The sequence below is a fragment of the Paenibacillus sp. P5_B5 genome, assembly GCF_056400365.1.
This window is the reverse complement of the sequence record NZ_JBFULK010000014.1, coordinates 26,245-46,611: the sequence shown is the minus strand read 5'-3', so window position 1 is coordinate 46,611 and position 20,367 is coordinate 26,245. Positions and strand designations below refer to the sequence as shown.

Genomic DNA, 20,367 nt, shown 5'->3' with positions numbered 1-20,367 from the left:
CTGATCTTCTGAACACCAGGAAATCAGGGATTTTATTATAACATTAAATATCTTCCGACCCTTGTAACTAAATATATACTGAGCAAAAGCAAGATCAAATGGTTTATAATCGAACTATAAATCACAACATTCTAATTACATATACATCAAGCATATGGAGGTCTAAAAAAGATGAATTTTAATTTTGATGAGATAGTTGACCGTTCGAATACCCATGCATCCAAGACGGATGCCAAATCGTTGTTTAGTATTCCCAAAGAAGCGATCCCTATGTGGGTAGCAGACATGGACTTTAAGGTTCCTCCTGCGATTTCAGAAGCGATAATGAATAGAGCAGCACATCCCATATACGGCTACAATCTAAAGCCAAGTAGTTACCATGAATCTATTGTCGACTGGATGCAGCGCAAGCATGATTGGACGATCAAGTCTAATTGGATTATCAATGTACCCGGTGTAGTACCAGCTCTACATTATGCTGTTAGAGCGTTCCTAAAGGCTGGTGACAAGGTTATTATTCAACAACCTGTCTATCCACCTTTCATGGATGTAGTAAAATCAAACGGCTATCAGCTCCTCAACAATGCGCTCCAGCTTAAAGATGGTCGTTACACAATTGATTTTGCTGATTTCGAACAGAAGGCTAAAGATCCGCGTACGAAGCTATTCATTCTTTGTAGTCCGCACAACCCTGTAGGTCGTGTATGGACGAAAGAAGAGCTTACCAAACTCGCCGATCTTTGCATGAAGAATGATGTGCTTATTGTGTCTGATGAAATTCATCACGATTTAGTGCTACATGATCATAAACATATCTCGACGGCATCTCTATCACCGGAAATTTCTAAGATCACCATTACATGTACCGCTCCTAGCAAAACTTTCAATATAGCGGGATTGCAAGCAGCAAATGTCATTATCGAAGATCCGAAAATAAGGCGTGAATTTGCACTTGAAGTAAGTAAATCAGGCTTCCATGAGCTTAATGCATTCGCAATCGTTGCGGGTGAAGCTGGCTATCGTCATGGAGAAGAATGGCTCGAAGCATTAGTCACGTATATCGAAGCGAATAAACAACTCGTGATGCAATTTGTGAAGGATAAGCTTCCTATGTTAAATGTGATTAATTCTGAAGCAACTTATCTCCTCTGGATTGATTTCAGTAAACTGGGATTAGGTAATGTAGAGCTTGACCATTTCTTACGACATGATGCATTACTCTGGCTAAATTCAGGTTATACTTTCGGTGAGGGTGGCGAGGGGTTTGCGCGGATGAATATTGGCTGCTCCAAGCTAGTCGTCGAAGAGGCACTGAGTAGATTGGAGCAAGCCATTAAAGCAATTAATCCATAAACTGATGATGAAATTAATTCGTAACCGTTCGATTACTAACTTCTAACTCAGATGTACAGTATTTACAGCGGGCGGCTTTGACCGGCACTTCGGATAAACATTGCGGACATTCTTTGGTAAGTGGCTTCGGCGTTTCTGCTGGAGCCTCTTTCTTTCTAAACCGTGCCAGTTGTTTGAGCACGAAGAAAATGGTGAATGCTACGATTAGGAAATCGAGCATCGTGGAGAGAAATGCCCCATACTTAAATACTGCTGCATTATCATCTATAGCTTTTTGCAGCGTAGGGTACTCCTTCCCATTCAATGCTATAAACATATTTGCGAAATTAATTTTACCCATCAACAGACCAATTAACGGCATGATTAAATCATTAACAATTGACGTAATGACTTTGCCGAATGCACCTCCAATAATTACACCGACTGCTAAATCGATCATATTGCCCTTAAAGGCAAATTCTCTAAACTCCTTTAACATCTTCAGGTCCTCCTATAAAATAATTAAATATACCTCTATTATTCACATAATACTTGAATTCTAATAGGGTTACAATTTCAATATTTTACTAGATTGTAATAGTTGGCTTTTTACTCTAACTGTATTAAGATAAAATACGCTGAATAAATATACATCTATATACATCAGGAGATTAACTAACTATGGAGACAACTCAGAAAACCACATACTCAATCAAAAACCTACTATTATTTATTATCCCGTCTTTATGCGGCATTCTGTTATTTATGATCCCAATTAAGTGGAATGGTCAAATCACGATTCCAGTTGCTCTTTTTTCCAAATCGGTTCAGGATTTTCTCAGTGATTCAATCCCTACTATAATGACTATTCTCATCATTCTGGCATCCATTGGAAGCCTATTAGCTAAGCTGTGGAAGCCTTCTTTTATCATTAACAATCCCTTTATAAACAGCTTACTTAATGTAGCTCCGATCTGGGTAGTCGTACGCGTTCTAGGTTCCCTATTTGCAGTATGCGTATTGTTTCAAATCGGACCTGATTGGATTAGATCGGCAGATACGGGTGGTATGCTACTCTTCGATCTATTGCCTGTCTTATTTGCGGTATTTTTATTTGCTGGTATGTTCTTACCGTTATTACTTAATTTTGGACTGCTCGAGTTCTTCGGTGCACTCATGACCAAAATTATGCGTCCCTTATTTAAATTACCAGGGCGATCTTCAATCGATTGCATGACATCTTGGCTTGGTGATGGAACAATCGGTGTGTTGCTAACTAGCAAGCAATACGAAGAAGGATACTATACGAAACGTGAAGCGGCTATCATTGGTACGACTTTCTCAGCGGTATCGATTACATTCAGTCTTGTTGTACTCTCAACTGTTCATTTAGCCTATATGTTCGTTCCATTCTACTTAACTGTACTAGTAGCAGGAATTGTTGCTGCAGTGATTATGCCGCGTATTCCCCCTTTATCCAGAAAGGCGAATACGTATTATGAGAAGACAGGGCAAACCGATAAAGAGATCATGCCTGCGCATATGAATTCGTTCCAATGGGGTCTAGACAAAGCTGTTAACAGAGCACAGAAAAGCGCCAACCCTAGTGCGCTTATCAAAGAGGGCGTGCATAACGTTCTTGACCTATGGATTGGCGTAGCACCTGTCGTGATGGCGGTGGGAACGTTCGCTCTGATCGTTGCCGAATATACACCGATCTTCAAGTGGCTAGGAATTCCGTTTGTTCCACTATTAGAACTGATGCAGATTCCAGAGTCTGTTGCTGCTTCACAGACACTTGTCATTGGATTTGCTGATATGTTCCTCCCAACCGTCCTTGCCAGTTCAATTGAAAGCGAGTTAACACGGTTCGTTGTCGCTTGTGTTTCAGTAACGCAGTTAATTTATTTATCTGAGGTTGGTGGTCTATTATTAGGCTCCAAAATACCTGTATCCTTCAAGGACTTGGTATTTATCTTCATTCTACGTACACTTATTACTTTACCTGTGATCGTATTGATCGCTCACATGCTATTTTAAAATAAGCAGCATACCTCATCCTATTGGAAGGGGAATGCTGCTTATTATTTATATCATTAATCACCACTCGATTGATGACGATCGATCACGCTGCTTACCTTCACGAATATTCAAAGTGAGAATAAAACAAAGCAGTAATAAGACCAGCATCAGGTATACGGCATTGATCCAGGTCTCACTTTCACCTTTAATAAGCTGCATAGCGGCAATCACAATTACACCACCCAAATTACCTGTAAGCATCATAAGACCTGTTGCTTCTCCTGCATGCTTCTCCCCCGCTAACTGCTCTGTATAAGATAACAGCAATGCATAACCAGGCAAGAATACAAATCCGAGTAGAGCGCTTACAAGAAGTAGGATAGAATAGCTTGTTGCTGTACACAGCAAATATACCAGACCAATCGCAAATAGTGAGCTTACCCATAAGAAAGGCTTGCGTCTTCCTATTTTATCAGATATGCCTGGGATAATACTCGCACCAATGATACCGCCGATAATCAACATCCCACCAATCAGACCCGCCTTTTCAGCATCAATACCATTTGGTTTGAGAATCAGCTCAAGCCAGGAGGTTAAACCATTAAAGAATCCCATCGATAATAGAGCAATGACAGCTATTAATAGGAGCTGCCGATTACGAAGTAATGGAATATAATCACGCCAACTGATGCTGTTAGCCTCTGTTTGGTTATTGGCTTGATTATTTTGTTCATTAGGGTAAGCAACTAGCCAGAATATGCCCGCTGATATGACTGTGATTGCTGCAAAAATAACCATCGTCAGCTGAAATCCCGTCCAGTTCACAAGTAACGGTGTCCCCGCTAATGCTAATGCCATCCCAGCGAACATCCCTGCTGTTCCAATCCCTGTTGCCATTGCCTGCTGCTCACGACCAAACCAGTCTACAACTAGCTTCGAAATCCCATTCAGGACATAGGGCTGACCTATTGCAATTCCAATCTGACCTAGCATCAGTATGATAAAGCTTTGATCAAAAATACGCACACAAGCAAAGACAGCCATGATCATTCCACCTAGTCCAACTCCAAACCGATAACCACGCCTATCAATGACAATCCCTGCATGTATCGATAACAACACATAAATCAGTGGGAATACAATTAACAATAAGTTAATATCCCCCTCTGTCACGTTGTATTTAGATTCTAGCATGCTTATAAGGGGAGCAAAATTGAGCCACAGCATTTGGCTTATACCAGCTAACAAAGTAAAGCCAAATAGGACAGACCAGCGATTGGAGAAACGATGCTTCACAGCTGAACGGTTCAATACGATACCCCCTAGTAAATTGGTTAATTATGACAATATTTCGACACTTAGATGAATTATCCTTTTTATCCCAAATAAACAAAACAGTTTCATTATCTCCGCTAACAATAGTTTCCATAAAAAAAGCTCCACCGTCCTATTGGAACGGAGAAGCTGTCTTTTCAGTTTGTATATGGGAAGGCTTGCTTAGCCATGCCTCTGCTTTCTTACTAATAAACCAGGAAACAAGTGCAAAAATAACAATATATACGAGCTTGAGCGGATTTTCGATAAACTGTGTTACGTCATATCCTATGAAAGAAGCCATAAATACCATAATCGCTTTACCGAATAAGATGGCGAGGAAGAACGAACGAATTGGCATAAGTACGAGTGCAGCAGCTAAATTGATGACAACAAAAGGTCCGACAGGAAACATGCTAAGCACAAATACGTAATTAAAAGCATTCTTACGTATCCATTCCATTCGTAACTGCACCTTAGGCTTCTGAGCCCACCCTTGTATGAGTCGATGAGATCCAATTTTGCGTACGATCAGGAAAAAAACCATACAGCCGCTAACAATCCCGATTAGGGAATATAGAAACCCCAGCCACAGCCCATAAGCAGCAGCATTAGCACCAATAATAACTATAGTTGGTAAAGGGGGGACAAACGATTTAAGGAACGTAATAAAAATCCCAGGAAAAGGTCCATACGACCGATATTGCTCCAGTAAAAGCTGGATTGTATCCTCTGTAAAAAGCGATTTTATATCCATGATGTCCATATACAGGAAACAAACCTCCTAATGAATTTCATTCTCGATAATAGTATAACAGGAATGAAATTATTATAAAGAAGTTTGTCAACTATTACTTGCCAAATTATTCAGCTTCTTTCTATACTCTGTCGGTGAGCACCCCTCAAATTCGGAAAAGCATTTACTAAAATAACTTGCGCTAACAAAACCGACTTCTTCTGCAATTTGCTTTACCTTCAAGCTAGGATCTGCAAATAACGGTTTAGCCTTGGTAATACGCAACCGAGCTAAATATTTGACGAAGGTTAGATCAGTTACCTGCTGAAACCTCGCATTCAAGTAGTGCGATGAGGTACGCATTTGCTTGGCAACCTCATTCAACTTGATATTATCCGCGTAATTCTGTTCCAATTGCTGCATCGCACGTTCTACCATGCGTTCACCACTATCTCTTAAGCCATGATGCGGCAACAAGGTTTCTCCATGCTTATACAATTGTTCCGTCCATTGAGGATCGCAAGGATCGATATGGCAGCGCATTGCACTTCTAATAAATTGTGCGATGGCTTGCATAGTTGGATTCGGAATATTATTCAAGCCTTGTCGAATCAAATGACTCTGTAATTGATCTACGTTATTCATATAGGACATATAATTTTTATCTAAATAAGTATGGCTTATTTCAACCAACATTTGACCAAGCGATAATAGCCACTCTGATTCGTGTGGGTCTAACTGCTCTAGTGTCCAGTGTCTTTGTACACCTCTTGTAACCCGAAGGGCACCAAAATGAGATACCACTGCAAATTCATCCTGGAGTCTCTTGATTGAAGGACAACGATTTGTGGAAATCAATGTTACAGCAATTTGATGATGCTGTCCCTGAGTGAGCAATTCTTCTAATGCACCGATCAGTTCACTCATCACACGTTGACCAACCTCGTGTTTGTCACGATTCCATGCGCCTACTAGCGCTGTCTCTCCATCAGGCAACTTAAATAAAGTGGTATAGAAGGAATCGGATTGTGCAAGCTCGATCTCCTTCTGAAGTTGCTCCATTAAACTGTTCTGTAGTGCTGACCGCTCTGGCTCATCCAAAAAGCTATCAACAAACAGCTGTATCCCCCAGAACTCAGCTTGATGTACAAAAGCCTGTTCATCCTCCATAGAAGGATCCATAATACCTGAAAACATTGAAACGAGCGTATGCTCGAATTGTTTATGTGATCGTACACATTTCTCTTTGACTGAATTCCCGGCATGCAACAAGGCTGCTTCTAACTCTTGTGCACTTGGAGGCTTTAATAAATAATCAGATGCACCGAACTTGACTGATTCATGTGCACTATCATAATCAGAGAATCCACTGAGAATGATCCATTTAGTTGAGGGAGAGAGTTCCTTCCCTATCTTCATCATCTCAAGTCCATTATGCGTCGGCATCAGATAATCAAGCAGCACAATATCCGGCTCTCGCTCTTGCAATAGCCGGATTAATTCTTGCTCATTATCAGCTTCACCACATATTTCAAAAGGATGCGCCATTTCTTGGATCATGCTCACTAGACTAATTCTAGCCAGGTCCTCATCATCTGCAATTAGAATTCTCATCCCTACACTTCTTTCAGCCTTATTTGAATGAGTTTCTCATAAGAAGTAAAACTTCCATAAAGTCCCGAAGGGACAAGAATAGCATCACATGCTCTCGATTTCAAGTCTATCCTGAGTTCTTCTTATATCCAAACCTTGGATAGCCTCTTCAAGTAACCATTATGAGGGTTATATTACCCCAAAAACGACATAAATTTGAACATATCGTTCACATTTCTGTAGAGATCAAAAAGCGACAACGAGTTAACGCTGTCGCATATTAGAATCCGATTTAAATACCAGCGTAAATCCCCTTACATCGGTAGCTTAAGTAAGCACAGCGGCTTGGTTCAAAGCTTCAGCGGAAGTCGCAACCATTGAAGTTGAATTGCTGATCTCTGAGATCACAAGTGTTAAATCCTTGATTTCTACCTCTACACGCTCGGCTTCATTCATACTTTGCTCTAGCGAACCCATAATGCTATCAAACATTTCCTTAGTCTCCAAAGCCTCATCCTGTCCATGGATAACAAGCTCTTGTACATTCTTAATGGCTGTTACAACTTCAGCTGTGTATCTCTCAGATTGGGAAATAAGCTGATTAATTCTGCCTACTGTTTGTTTGGTGGATTCAGAAAGCTTCTGTACTTCATTTGCTACTACCGAGAATCCAAGCCCATATTCACCAGCGCGTGCTGCTTCAATGGCTGCATTCAAGGATAGTAATTTGGTTTGATTCGATATCTCTTCAACAGCTGTTACAATCCCTTTAATCTGATTGGATGAGTTTGTAAGACGAGTAACCGATTCCTTCATTAATTCAGAACTATCATGAATGAGTTGAATACGAGATTGTAAATCACTCATTTTACTCGTACCTGATTCAGCAAGCTGCTTAGATTCTCTAGCTTTGTCTGAACTATGTATGACAGATTCATTCATATGAACACTACTTCTCACTAAATCTTGAACAGATAGATTCGTACGTTCCGTTAAACCGACCAGTTCTTCACTAACGGACGTAATTTTCCCTTTTAGCTCCTGCTTTATGGCATTGTATTGCGACTCGCGAAGCTCGGTATTCTTACTTTCATAAGCTTCAAGCACCAGCTGTTGTTCAAAGTTAAGCAGCTTCGTTAAGGATTTGTCTATAGCTAAGCATTCATCTCTACTGGAGATATGGTGAGACAATAAATCAAGAAATGTATTCTGTAAGTTCTGAAAAGCACCCATATACCAGCGAGGTGCAAGCCCAATTCGTTGATGGACCTCCGCAATACGTATTCGTTTGTTAATAAACTCATCATCAATACTTCCACTAAACAGCTCGATAAGATGCTGACGTAATGTCTCTCTTAGCCGTTCCACCGTACTATGATCCGTAATGATGACTCTCAATTCCTCTACATCGATAACTGATTTATAGAACGAATTAACCGTTTCATCAATATGCTCCAGAATAAAGGGTTGGATGGTATGGAGCAGCTTCAGATCTTCCTCTGTAAGATCTATCATATTCAACTGCTCAGTAAACTTACGCTCAAGATTTACAGCAATCGATCCACTCCTAGCCTGAAAATCATGAATCGATTTCATAGCACCCGGTATATTTGAGCTATTCATTGAATGTTTAGCCTGCGTATTCCCCATGAGACGTGTAATAAAGTGAAATGGGCATTTTGACAAAAGTAATCCCTCCGATTTTATGTTAAGAATAGACAGCTTCGCTATCCTTATATGACTGTGATGTTCTGCACGATTACTAAACAATAAGTATACAATAAACTAGAACATAATACACAAGGCATAAATATCTGTAAATAAAATTAGTTATATTATTTTCATAAAAAACGTAATAACAAGCATATGTGACCCTATTGTTACGGCTAACCCGCTACAACTATTTGGTATGCCTAACCAGCAATAATAGACAGTTCTCCTATGGAAAGGAAAACTGCCTATCGACTCGCTTCTAATTAATGATTTAAGTTCTAATTAACGATTAAGCTTCACTATGACTCATGGATTCATCCTTGATGAGAAGTTCATTCTTCTCCCAACTCACAAAATGGTCATCCCAAACCACGTGGCATCGATCTTGTTCAACCTCGACCACCGTACCAACACTTCCGTCTAATGTGAATATCACCAAATCGCCAACTAGAAACATATACATTACCCCAATCTAAAGATGATTCCATGTCCACCCTTTGGGTATTCCCACTTAATATTTTCGTGCGGGCAGCCAATCCGGCAGCTCCCACATTCGTGACAGCCTTCATATCCCACATGCATACGAATGTCTTCCCATTTGTACACTTCTGCTGGGCAGAAGATCGTACACAGCTTATCAGGACAACTCGTTGCACAAACGTCAGCATCAAGAACATGAAGATGGGAATTCGTATCGGCTTTAAATCGAACCAAGTACTGCTTCTCTTCTATCGTCTGGCCTTTGGGCTGTTCACTCATTATTTCATCACCTTCCAAGCGCGATATAAATCACGAGCAATTTTGAATTTCTCCCCCGCAGATCCGATGTCACGCCAGATTTTGCGCTGTTTATCCTTCTTTGGTGTACCATCAACTGTGAACATTTGACTAGCTGCCTTGTTAACCATCGGAATATATTTATTAAAATAATGCGGGAATTTCTCAAAGTGATGAGTTGAATCTTTATACTTCTTAAGATCTGATCCTACAAAGCTTCCCATTAATTCCACTCGATAACTATCCAGCATACGCTCAGTGAAATCATTCGCTTGCTTCGCTTCCAATATCGTGTTTGCTGCAAGCACCCCAGAAGTCATTGCTAGATTCGAGCCTTCTCGGTGAATCGCATTCACCATTTGCGCAGCGTCACCAACAACGAGTACACCGTCTCCAACAATCTTCTGCATGGAGTGGTAACCACCTTCAGGTATCAGATGCGCTAAGTATTCCTGTTGCTCACTACCCTGAATGTATTTGCGAAGCATTGGATGCTGCTTCACGTAATCTAACAGCTCATAAGGCTTGATTCGGTGTTTGATAAGTCCTGACAACATTGCACCCACACCAATATTTAAGCTATCTTTGTTCGTGTAGAGCCAAGCTGTTCCTAGAATACCTTTGGTTGAATCTCCAAAGATCTCAAACGTACACCCTTGATTGCCTTCCAGATTGAAGCGATCTTCAATAATCGTTCGATCTAGCTTGAGAACTTCCATAACAGAGAGAGCAGCTTCATCTGTGCGAAGCTCCTTACGGAAGCCTAGCGATTTAGCAAGCAATGAATTAACACCGTCCGCAAGAACAACTACATCTGCATATACGTCACCGTCAGGGCGATCCGTTCTAACTCCAACGACGCGACCATCTTCAAGAATACATTCAAGCACAACGGTTTCGTTAAGGAGCAGTGCCCCTTGCTGAACTGCTTTATCCGCAAACCACTGGTCGAATTTGGCGCGTAATACCGTGAAATTGTTATATGGCTCTTGATCCCACTCTAATCCCTTATAACTGAAGGTTGCTGCTGATTCTTTATCTAATAACATATAGCGTTGTTCGGTAATATGGCGTTCGACTGGTGCCTCTTTGTAGAAATCCGGGATGATATCCTCCATCATCTTCCTGTACAAGACCCCACCCATCACATTCTTGGAGCCTGGGTATTCCCCTCTTTCGATTAGGAGAACATTCGCGCCACCCTTAGCTAAAGTATATGCACATGAAGTTCCTGCAGGTCCTGCTCCTACCACGATAACGTCAAATTTTTCAGCCATATTGCACCTCTCCATGTAAGGCTTTCTCAAAAGCTTCCATCAGCATCGGCACGATCTCGAATGCATCACCAACGATGCCATAGTGACAAGATTGGAAAATAGGAGCCAGTGGATCCTTATTAATGGCAATAATTAACCCTGAATTCTGCATGCCAACAATATGTTGTATCGCGCCTGATATCCCGATTGCAAAGTAAATCTTGGGGAGTACCGTTACACCTGTCTGTCCTACCTGATGATGATGATCTACCCAGCCCGCTTCAACCACGTCTCGACTCGCACCAACCATCGCGCCAATCTTACCTGCAAAAGCATGGATCAGCTCAAAGCCTTTCTGACTGCCTAAGCCTTTGCCACCAGCTACGATAATATCCGCCTCATCTAATCGAATCTTAGGTGTTGCCACACGTACAACCTCAAGTACTTTTGTTCGCAAATCATCTTCTTTGAGCGCAACGCTCTCTTCAATGATTTCACCAACCTTAGCTGCATCTGGTACAAGCGCTTTCATCACCTTGGAACGCACCGTCGCCATTTGGGGACGATGGTTCTTACATAGAATAGTCGCCATGATATTACCACCAAAGGCTGGACGGCTTGCTTCAAGCAGTCCATTCTCTTCATTCACATCTAATATTGTGCTATCAGCAGTAAGTCCTGTTGCCAAATCAGTTGCGACAGCACTAGCCAAATCCTTCCCTGTTGAGGTCGCACCATAGAGAATAATTTCGGGCTTATATTTCTCCGAACACTCTATAATCGCTCTCATATATGTTTCTGATCGATATTCTTTAAAAATAACATCATCGTATAAGTAGACAATGTCCGCACCATATTGAATTACTATCGATGCAAGTGGTTTAACCCCATCACCGACTAATACACCCGCAAGAGGAACCCCACGCTTATCAGCGAGCTTACGACCTGCACCAAGCAGTTCAAGTGAAACTGAAGCGATTCTACCCTCATTCTGCTCAATAAACACCCAAACTCCGCAATACTCCTCCATATTCACGCTTTAGCCTCCTTCACATCGAACAGTTCTTTCTTCTCTAGAAGAATAGATAACAGTCGTTCGACTTGCTCTGATGAAGATCCCTGCAGCATTTCGCCGCCTTTAGGCTTCTCAGGGGCCCATATTTTGGAGACGATCGTTGGTGAGCCTTTGAGTCCAAGCAAGCTACGATCAATATCTTCTAGATCATTAGCCGACCATATAATTGGTTTATAGCGGGCTGCTCTGAGCATATTCGGTAAAGTAGAATAAGGAATTTCATTGATCTCCTTCTCAACAGATAGTAGACAAGGAAGACTAGAATGAAGAACCTGATGCCCATCCTCTAGTTTACGATGAATAACAATGAAGCCTTCTTCTTGATTAATTTCAACTACTTTGTTCACGCTAGTAAGCGGTGGGATATCTAATCTACGTGCAATCCCAGGTCCAACTTGACCGGTATCACCATCTATCGTCATTTTGCCGCAGATTACAAGATCAATAGGCTGTATTCTAGCAATCTTCTGTAGTGCCATCGTTAACGAATAGCTTGTCGCAAGTGTATCCGCACCGGCAAAGAAACGATCCGTAATTAAATAGCCCTCATCTGCACCAATCTCCACACATTTCTTAATTGCTTTCACAGCAGGGGGTGGACCCATCGTTAATACCGAAACTGTTCCACCATATCGATTCTTCAAACGTACCGCTTCTTCTACCGCATGTGCATCATACGGGTTTAAGATTGCTGGTGCACTGGAACGATCCATTGTGTTTGTTTTGGGATTCATCTTGATGATCTTCGTATCCGGCACCTGTTTAATACAGGCAACAATATGAAGCATTTAGCATCCTCCTAAAAGTTTTGATTTAACAAGAGCGATAGCTCGAAGAGCAAAACTACCTCGGAAGCATACGCTATAAATTGTATGGTTAAGCTTTGATAAGATCCTATACCCCCTGTCCAATTTAAGCCTAATTTTGTAATGATCAGCGTTAACATTCAGGAAAATAACTGTGAGAAGTTGTTCAAAAGTGTCTTGGGTGAAGGTTGTTAATACGGGAGGTAAAATTATGCAGAAAAGTAATTATATACCCGTTATGATAACATTGTACCTACTAAATGTATACAGGTTCTAGCAGGGTGAATATTACAAAATTAATATAATTTTCAGAGCGCCAAAAAGAGAGGGGGCTTCCCCCCCTCCATCCCCTAAGGATTATTTAATGATCTCGATTTTACCAATCAACGGCAATGACTTCACACGCCCACCCGCAGCATTGATGATGCCAATAATGACAAGTACGAGTACGAATAAATTACCTAGAGGTGAGATGATGAACCATCCTATAATCGGAATGATCGTTCCAACAATATTCACAGCAAGCGCAGTCAAAAATACAAGAAGGCCTTGATTAGCATGATACATAGCAAATTTCGAGTCTCTTGCTACAAGCAGTGGAATAAAGAAAATGATGTATGCAAGAATCGCTATTGCTTTATTCTTCTCCACATCATCCTGCTGTACTTGATTGGAAAAATTATTATCCATTTAGATTGATCACCTTACCTTATTCAATAGTCGTTATAGACAAGAAAACCCTTCTACATATTATGTAGAAGGGCTTCTCAGTAGAACATTTTGTACTCATTACGAAATTCCATTTGATTACCGGTTGAGATTCATTAAATTGCGCAATAGCGCCTCACGTTCTCGATCAGGAACCTCATTCTCTTCTATACCCTGAATATCAAGCTTTTTGACACGAATTTTATAAGGTGTACTCGCTGTGGAATTAAATGTGTTCACTATATTAGGATCTGGTTTTACATTGTGACCTAAACCTGCGAACATGGTGATCAACTGCTCCGTTGTTGGTGCAGATCCTTCTGTAAGATCGATAAGACCGCGTAACATCTTGGATTGTCCACTACGGATGACTTCAAAATGTACAATACATTCCATATTGAATTTCTCACACTCCTTATGACGGTCAGACAGATAATCTGACTTCCAACTTTAAATGCTAAGAATTCTATTATACCAATGAGTATCACTTAACACATCCTAATAAGTCACACTAAATCATGATAACCTCTGGTAAAGTCATCCAACAGCCTGAAGGACGTAATTTAGGATGAACAAAATCGTAATACCATATAGCAAAAGGGGAACTTCCTTAGCTTTACCAATAGTGATTTGAATAAAGGGATAAATAATAAATCCCGCGGCGATCCCATCAACAATGCTAAAGGTTAGTGGCATGATAGCCATAACTAAGAAGGCTGGAAACCCCTCAACAAAGCTGCCAAAATTAATATGCCTAACACTTTGGATCATAAGTCCGCCGAGAATAATGAGTACGGGGGCAATAGCACTATCGGGTATTAGCTTAATTAATGGGATAAAAAACAGAGAAACCAGAAACAAACAGCCTGTTACAACTGCAGTTAGACCTGTTTTGCCACCAACTGCTATACCTGCTGCACTTTCAGCCGTGGATACACTTGGACTTGTCCCGAACAATCCTGCCAACATACATGATATCGCATTCGCACGTAAAGCACGCGGGAATTTCTCTGGCTGCTTCAGAATGCCTAGAAATCCGTGGATTAATCCAACGTTCTCAAACACGATAACAAGAAACATTGAGAATGTAGCTGACCAGAAAGCGACTGAAGCTATTCTTGCGAATGACATAGCACCAAACACAGAGGTATAGGTACTAAACGAAATACCTGTCTGGTTTACAGGAGAGCCCACTACCCCAAATACAGCAGCTAATAACGCTCCAACCACCATCCCAATCAATAAGCTACCATTGATCTCCCGTATGAAGAGAAATAAGGTGAGTAATAAGGTCAGAACAGTTACCCATACCTGTGGACTTGCTAAATCTCCGAGCGCTACGAAGGTCGTCTCGTTTGGTACAACAAGCCCTCCCTTCTGTAAGCCAATGAACGTTAGCAGAAGTCCGATTCCCGCAGGGATAGCTTCCTTAAGTGACGCTGGGATGGCATCCAGAATCAAGGATGGTAAGCGAGTGAATGCAAGTAAAGTGAATACTAACCCCGAAATAAATACGGTCGCGAGTGCTTCCTCCCATGATAGTCCCATTGAATGTACGAATGTATAGGAGAATAACGCATTGATACCCATTCCTGGAGCAAGCACAATGGGTGCATTTGCCCAGAGTCCCATCAACAAACATCCAATAACAGATATAAACACTGTCGCCATAATACCTGCGTCCATTGGAATACCAGCATCTGCAAGGATCGAGGAATTAACCACAACAATATAAATTATCGTAATGAAGGAAACAAGACCAGCTAGTGCTTCTTGTCTAACCGTAGACGCATGACCCTTGAGGTCAAACAACTTCATTTGGCGCATTCGAATTAATTCCTCTCTCCGACCATACACTAAATTTCCTTTATTTTGGCAATAGTGAAGACTGAATATACACATAGGCTTTCTATTTGTTTCCTTCTGCTTTAGTACCTCTAGGAAATGACTTAATGAATGCTTTTCTTTTGGAAATTACCACCGAGCACTTCTGATACATGCTCAATTGCAATAAATGCCTTCGAATCAATTTCATGCACGATAGATCTTAATTTGGCTAATTCCAAACGAGTTACAACACAATAAATCATTTGTGTATCTTCTTTCTTGTAACCGCCCTTAGCATATATAAATGTTGTGCTGCGACCTAATCGATCCATAATCGCTTCAGCAACTTCTTCGTATTCACTCGTAATAATGGTAACAGATTTGGATTCATCCAAACCTTCAACCACGATATCAATCACTTTAAAGGCTATATAATATGCAAGGATCGAATACATAGCTGAATCCCATCCGAACACAAAACCAGCCGCAATAAAGATAAACACATTGATGATCATAATGATTTGACCAACAGGCATCCGTATTTTTTTTGATAATAATATAGCCACAATCTCAGTTCCATCTAAGGAACCACCAAACCGGATTGCAAGCCCCACCCCTGCTCCAAGAATCATCCCACCAAACAATACAACGAGAAGCTTCTCACCTGTAAAGGCAGATACATCATGAAGAAAATAAGTCGTTATCGACATAATCGCGATCCCATACAAAGATGAAAATGCGAATGTTCTACCAATTTGTTTAAGTCCAAGCAGTAGAAAAGGAGCATTAAGAATAAATAGAAATACGCCGAGGGGGAGTGAGGTAAGTTTGGATAAAATAATCGATACCCCTGCAATTCCACCATCAATAAAACTGTTCGGCACCAAAAACAATTCAAGTGCGACCGCCATCAAAACGGCACCTAGTGTGATAAATACAAATTTCTTAAAATATTCCAGTTTTGTCATTCTTTTGTGTTGTCGGGCCATCCATCTACCTCCAAATTATGATTTTTATTGATCCTAATATTTACTATAGTTAAAAATATCATTAGAATCAATATTTAATCACACTATTCTTATGTAAATAGCCACTAATTAGTGAATTAAAGCACGATATGTTATGATAGAGATCTAATTGATGAGGAGGTTGGTATAGGGTGGTCTATCAAGCTAATCAAAATCGTTATACATCAATGAAATATAATCGTACTGGACGTTCAGGCATCAAGCTTCCAGCAATTTCACTTGGATTATGGAATAATTTTGGCGGTGCAGATACATACGAGAACGGCAGAGCTATGCTGCGCAAGGCTTTTGATTTAGGGATTACACATTTTGACTTAGCCAACAACTACGGTCCTCCACCAGGATCTGCGGAAACAATGTTTGGTCGTATGCTTCAAACTGATTTAGCCCCTTACCGAGATGAGTTAATCATTTCAACCAAAGCTGGTTATGGCATGTGGGAAGGTCCTTATGGGGACTTTGGTTCCAAAAAATATCTTGTAGCAAGCTTAGATCAAAGCTTGAAGCGAATGGGTCTCGATTATGTCGACATCTTCTACTCGCACAGGCCCGATCCAGAGACACCACTTGAAGAAACAATGGCAGCGCTTGATTTAATCGTACGTCAAGGCAAAGCATTATATATCGGATTATCCAATTACTCAGCAGAACAAACTGCTGCTGCAATTAAAATTCTGAACGAATTAGGCACACCGCTACTTATCCATCAACCTAAATATTCGATGTTTGAGCGCTGGATTGAAGATGGTCTGCAGGATGTATTAGCAGAGAATGGGGTTGGCAGTATTGCGTTCTGTCCACTGGCGCAAGGCTTGTTAACGAATAAGTATCTAACTAATATCCCGACAGATTCTCGCGCAATGAAATCCACGATTCCTTTCTTGAATGAGAAGGACATTACAGCTGAGCGAATTTCCACAATCAATCAGTTAAATGCTATTGCTGAGGAACGTGGTCAAAGTCTTGCTCAAATGGCACTCGCTTGGGTACTGCGTGAGGGACGAGTTACGACTGCATTAATCGGCGCAAGTCGTGTTAGTCAGATTGAAGAGAATGTAGCTACACTTAACAATTTGGAGTTTAGTAGTGAAGAGTTAGCTAAGATCGATGCTATTCTAAAATAAACCTATTAGGAGGGCATCCATTCCATGGGTGCCCTCCTTTCATTTATATAGACCCGGTCTATTTATGTCCGAGTCTATTTTCCAGTGCATTGTTCGCTAATAGCTGAATTGTCATATCATCCATAGGAGGGTTATGAAGCCCCGCTCGTACATCGCGGTAATAACGTTCTAATGGATGTTTACGGTACAGGCTTTGTCCACCTGCAATCCGCATCGCTAGATCTACGATAGATATGGCATGGTTTGTAACAACATGCTTAACAGCTGCTAGTTCTGTTGCTAGCTCCTTGTCCGCTCTGTTCTCATCGTATTTTTTAGCTACCGCATGTAGGAAAGTCCTCGCCGTAAGCCATTCAAGCTCCATTTGACCGATGAGTCGCTTCGTATTCGGCACATTAGCAATCGGACCAATCGCGCTATTCGGACTATATGTCCCAGCATAATCGAGCGCATAATTCCGCGCAGCAGTCGCTATTCCTAGATAACAAGCTGGAATATGCAGCATCCATCCTGCATTCTTATTCTTACCACCGTTCTGCGCTGGCTCTTGTAAATTCCCAGCCTCAGGTACGAATACACGATCAAGAACTAGATCATGACTAGCTGTCCCTCTCATACCTAACGTATCCCAGGTTTCCACAAAGGAGATACCGGCTGATCGACCTTCCACTAGAAAATAAACAACTGCATCTGTATCTTCAATAGTTGCTGATACAATAATAAGTTCAAGTGCAGAACTCATCGTCGTAAATGTTTTGCGACCGCTTAGCTCCCAGCCGCCACTTACTCTGCGGGCTATCGTTTGTGGCTTTCCACCTCGTGTTGGACTGCCTGTTGCTGCCTCTGACGCTGCTCGATTAATCAACTTCTTCTCTTCCACTATTTCACGGCATACCTGTGCAAATAACTCTTCATCCCACGGTCTCATGATCGATAAATCCATCACAACCGATAAGTGCCAGCCTACGGCTAGTGCCGTTGAGGCGTCGCCCTGAGCAAGTCTTTCTTGCAAAACGACCAGCTCAAAGAGAGAAATCTCTTCTCCTCCATAGCATTTGGGAACTGTGAGAGCTAGATAACCCGCTTCTTTAAGAAGCCTAAAATTCTCATAAGGAAAAAGACCTTCACGGTCGATCTCCTCGGCTCCTTCAGCAAATTGATCCGCTAATTTACCTGTCATGTCTAGAAGAGTGGCTAAACGTTCACGTTCTAATGATATACCCATTATTTTAGCCCATCCGGTAACCAGTTTGGATTCGAATCGATAGCATCTTGCACCTTAATGGGAGCTGGAATAAGCTTAATTTGGTAAAAGGTATCAGCTAGCTCTTGCTGACCTTTAATGACCAGATCATCAATTTTTTGCACGCCGTACGTTCTCCTTTCGGTTGCTAACTTTAGTGAAGCTTCATCAATTTGTAGCTCGGGTGCGAGTAATTTCGCCACATCCGCCGGATGCTTATTCGCCCATTGGTTAGACTTCTCTAATTCTTCTAGAATTAGCTTAACAAGCTCAGGCTTCTCCTTTGAAAATTTCTCTGTACTAAAATAATATGTGCGATTTTCTGTAATTCCTTCACCATCAACTAACACTTTGGAATTCCCTGCCTGCTCAAGTACCGCATAGAACGGTTCCCAGAATCCAAGCGCATCAATTTTACCTGATTCAAAAGCGACTCTGCCTTCCGAAGCATCTTTATAGTAGAGTGGTTCAATATCCTCGTATTTAAGTCCATTCTTCTCAAGTGCTTTAATGAGTAAATATTGCTGATTGCCACCTTTGGTTACGGCGACTTTCTTGCCCTTCAGTTGTTTGACATCTTGTATAGGTGAATCCTTAGGCACCAGAATCGCTACCCCTCTAGGGTAAGGGGATTCAGCAGCAATATATTTCACTGGCTTGTTCCCTGCTTGCGCAAGCACACCCGATCCATCTGATGCATGCCCGAAGTCAATGCTGCCTGCCACCATCGCTTCTATTAACTGATTGCCTCCTGGGAATGGTAGCCATTCCACACCATATCCAGCTTCTTTTAACCGAATTTCTAATGTACCTCGTGCTTTTAGTATATTAATGGTATTAAACTTTTGATAACCAATTTTGATTGTTGGCAGCTTAGCATCTGTTCCTGGAGTTACCACCGATGCATCTTTACTTTGAGCCCCGCAGCCTGCAAGCATCGCCATTAGAATCGTTAACGCAAATAATGATTTACTTTTTCGTCTCCAGTTTTGCATCATCTACCACTCCTTATAATTGTAAATTGTGATAACGCTCCTTTATATCGAATAGCTCACCTTCTGGGTGTTCACCACTTCATCTTCCTTCTCTTTGATCATCACTCGGTCCAGAATTAATTTCTCATAATGGGCAAAGCCACTATCTCGCTCACGTGGGCGTGCAAGATTAATCGCTACATCCAGCGTAACTTTACCATGCTCAATTAACAGCACACGATCTGCTAAGGCAACTGCTTCACTCACGTCATGGGTGACCAGAATACCCGTGAAATGCTGTTCACGCCATAGCTTCTCAATTAATTGCTGCATTTCAATTCGTGTCAGAGCATCTAATGCACCAAGTGGTTCATCGAGTAGCAACAACCTTGGCGCTCCAGCCAGTGCTCTCGCTAATGCTACACGTTGCCTCTGTCCTCCTGACAGCTCCGTAGGCCACATTCTCGCTCGACTCGAGAGTCCCACGGTTTGCAGTGCTTCCCGCGCTTCAGCTTTGGAACCTGATTTCACACCTATTCGGACATTCTCTTCTACCTTCTTCCACGGAAGCAATCGAGAATCCTGAAACATGATCCGAACATCGGGATGAATACCGTTGATAACGTGGCCGTCAAGCAGTAGGTTACCTGTACTTGCTTTATCCAAGCCTGCAATTAATTTTAGCAAGGTGCTTTTGCCACAACCACTACGACCTACAATCGCAATAAATTGCCCTCTCTCGATGCTCAAATCAATTCCATTAAGCACAGCTTGATCACCATAAACCTTCGTGATTTCTTGCAGCTTAAGAGCAACACCTATTTGCGAATCACTCATCT

The 20,367-nt window shown here is 41.5% G+C and carries 20 protein-coding genes; 3 read left to right on the top strand and 17 right to left on the bottom strand.

Annotation, left to right across the window (positions count from 1 at the left end; translation table 11 throughout):
• The first annotated feature begins 171 nt into the window (after positions 1–171).
• Positions 172–1,353, top strand: coding sequence for a MalY/PatB family protein (locus AC1DOK_RS17855; protein WP_477555666.1), 1,182 nt, complete (start codon positions 172–174; stop codon positions 1,351–1,353).
• Positions 1,354–1,366: 13 nt separating this feature from the next.
• Here the strand turns inward: AC1DOK_RS17855 and mscL are convergent, their stop codons facing one another.
• On the bottom strand, positions 1,367–1,831 hold the full coding sequence (gene mscL / locus AC1DOK_RS17850; RefSeq protein ID WP_477555665.1) for a large conductance mechanosensitive channel protein MscL: 465 nt from the start codon (positions 1,829–1,831) through the stop codon (positions 1,367–1,369).
• A 182-nt stretch (positions 1,832–2,013) separates the two neighbouring features.
• Between mscL and AC1DOK_RS17845 the strand changes: the two genes are divergently transcribed.
• Positions 2,014–3,372 (top strand): YjiH family protein, encoded by a 1,359-nt coding sequence (locus AC1DOK_RS17845; protein WP_477555664.1) that lies wholly within the window; start codon positions 2,014–2,016, stop codon positions 3,370–3,372.
• A gap of 60 nt (positions 3,373–3,432) precedes the next feature.
• On the opposite strand, the gene AC1DOK_RS17840 is transcribed toward AC1DOK_RS17845, so the two are convergent.
• The 13 genes from AC1DOK_RS17840 to AC1DOK_RS17780 form a co-directional block, all read right to left on the bottom strand.
• Complete coding sequence (locus AC1DOK_RS17840) at positions 3,433–4,665, bottom strand: MFS transporter (RefSeq protein ID WP_477555663.1); 1,233 nt, start codon at positions 4,663–4,665, stop codon at positions 3,433–3,435.
• Positions 4,666–4,801: 136 nt separating this feature from the next.
• Complete coding sequence (locus AC1DOK_RS17835; RefSeq protein ID WP_477555662.1) at positions 4,802–5,425, bottom strand: TVP38/TMEM64 family protein; 624 nt, start codon at positions 5,423–5,425, stop codon at positions 4,802–4,804.
• Positions 5,426–5,512: 87 nt separating this feature from the next.
• Positions 5,513–7,018 carry a response regulator transcription factor gene (locus tag AC1DOK_RS17830; RefSeq protein ID WP_477555661.1) on the bottom strand — a complete coding sequence of 502 codons (1,506 nt, stop codon included), beginning with the start codon at positions 7,016–7,018 and terminating at the stop codon, positions 5,513–5,515.
• A gap of 306 nt (positions 7,019–7,324) precedes the next feature.
• A complete protein-coding gene (locus tag AC1DOK_RS17825) occupies positions 7,325–8,620 on the bottom strand; it encodes a protoglobin domain-containing protein (RefSeq protein WP_477555660.1) in 1,296 nt (431 codons plus the stop codon).
• 379 nt (positions 8,621–8,999) lie between these two features.
• The gene (locus AC1DOK_RS17820) at positions 9,000–9,173 is read right to left on the bottom strand and encodes a hypothetical protein (protein WP_477555659.1); all 174 of its coding nucleotides are present in this window, start codon (positions 9,171–9,173) and stop codon (positions 9,000–9,002) included.
• Entirely contained in the window at positions 9,173–9,469 is a 297-nt protein-coding gene (locus tag AC1DOK_RS17815) for a ferredoxin family protein (protein WP_477555658.1), read from the bottom strand. The genes AC1DOK_RS17820 and AC1DOK_RS17815 overlap by 1 nt, the downstream gene beginning before the upstream one ends.
• Positions 9,469–10,764 (bottom strand): FAD-dependent oxidoreductase, encoded by a 1,296-nt coding sequence (locus tag AC1DOK_RS17810; protein ID WP_477555657.1) that lies wholly within the window; start codon positions 10,762–10,764, stop codon positions 9,469–9,471. The genes AC1DOK_RS17815 and AC1DOK_RS17810 overlap by 1 nt, the downstream gene beginning before the upstream one ends.
• Positions 10,757–11,779 (bottom strand): electron transfer flavoprotein subunit alpha/FixB family protein, encoded by a 1,023-nt coding sequence (locus AC1DOK_RS17805; protein WP_477555656.1) that lies wholly within the window; start codon positions 11,777–11,779, stop codon positions 10,757–10,759. The genes AC1DOK_RS17810 and AC1DOK_RS17805 overlap by 8 nt, the downstream gene beginning before the upstream one ends.
• A complete protein-coding gene (locus AC1DOK_RS17800) occupies positions 11,776–12,606 on the bottom strand; it encodes an electron transfer flavoprotein subunit beta/FixA family protein (protein WP_477555655.1) in 831 nt (276 codons plus the stop codon). Before AC1DOK_RS17800 ends, AC1DOK_RS17805 begins: the two co-directional genes overlap by 4 nt.
• Positions 12,607–12,981: 375 nt before the next feature.
• Entirely contained in the window at positions 12,982–13,314 is a 333-nt protein-coding gene (locus tag AC1DOK_RS17795) for a magnetosome magnetite crystal formation protein family (protein WP_477555654.1), read from the bottom strand.
• 117 nt (positions 13,315–13,431) lie between these two features.
• A complete protein-coding gene (locus tag AC1DOK_RS17790) occupies positions 13,432–13,728 on the bottom strand; it encodes a hypothetical protein (RefSeq protein ID WP_477555653.1) in 297 nt (98 codons plus the stop codon).
• A 141-nt stretch (positions 13,729–13,869) separates the two neighbouring features.
• Positions 13,870–15,159 (bottom strand): NCS2 family permease, encoded by a 1,290-nt coding sequence (locus AC1DOK_RS17785; protein WP_477555652.1) that lies wholly within the window; start codon positions 15,157–15,159, stop codon positions 13,870–13,872.
• A gap of 122 nt (positions 15,160–15,281) precedes the next feature.
• Positions 15,282–16,148 carry a YitT family protein gene (locus tag AC1DOK_RS17780; protein ID WP_477555651.1) on the bottom strand — a complete coding sequence of 289 codons (867 nt, stop codon included), beginning with the start codon at positions 16,146–16,148 and terminating at the stop codon, positions 15,282–15,284.
• A 170-nt stretch (positions 16,149–16,318) separates the two neighbouring features.
• Between AC1DOK_RS17780 and mgrA the strand changes: the two genes are divergently transcribed.
• Positions 16,319–17,311, top strand: a complete 993-nt coding sequence (mgrA, locus tag AC1DOK_RS17775; RefSeq protein ID WP_477555650.1) for an L-glyceraldehyde 3-phosphate reductase — start codon at positions 16,319–16,321, stop codon at positions 17,309–17,311.
• A 58-nt stretch (positions 17,312–17,369) separates the two neighbouring features.
• On the opposite strand, the gene AC1DOK_RS17770 is transcribed toward mgrA, so the two are convergent.
• From AC1DOK_RS17770 to AC1DOK_RS17760, 3 genes are read right to left on the bottom strand one after another with little or no spacing between them, the layout of a single operon-like run.
• The gene (locus AC1DOK_RS17770; RefSeq protein WP_477555649.1) at positions 17,370–18,536 is read right to left on the bottom strand and encodes an acyl-CoA dehydrogenase family protein; all 1,167 of its coding nucleotides are present in this window, start codon (positions 18,534–18,536) and stop codon (positions 17,370–17,372) included.
• On the bottom strand, positions 18,536–19,552 hold the full coding sequence (locus AC1DOK_RS17765) for a sulfonate ABC transporter substrate-binding protein (RefSeq protein ID WP_477555648.1): 1,017 nt from the start codon (positions 19,550–19,552) through the stop codon (positions 18,536–18,538). The genes AC1DOK_RS17770 and AC1DOK_RS17765 overlap by 1 nt, the downstream gene beginning before the upstream one ends.
• A 39-nt stretch (positions 19,553–19,591) precedes the next feature.
• Entirely contained in the window at positions 19,592–20,365 is a 774-nt protein-coding gene (locus tag AC1DOK_RS17760) for an ATP-binding cassette domain-containing protein (RefSeq protein ID WP_477555647.1), read from the bottom strand.
• Positions 20,366–20,367: the final 2 nt, after the last annotated feature.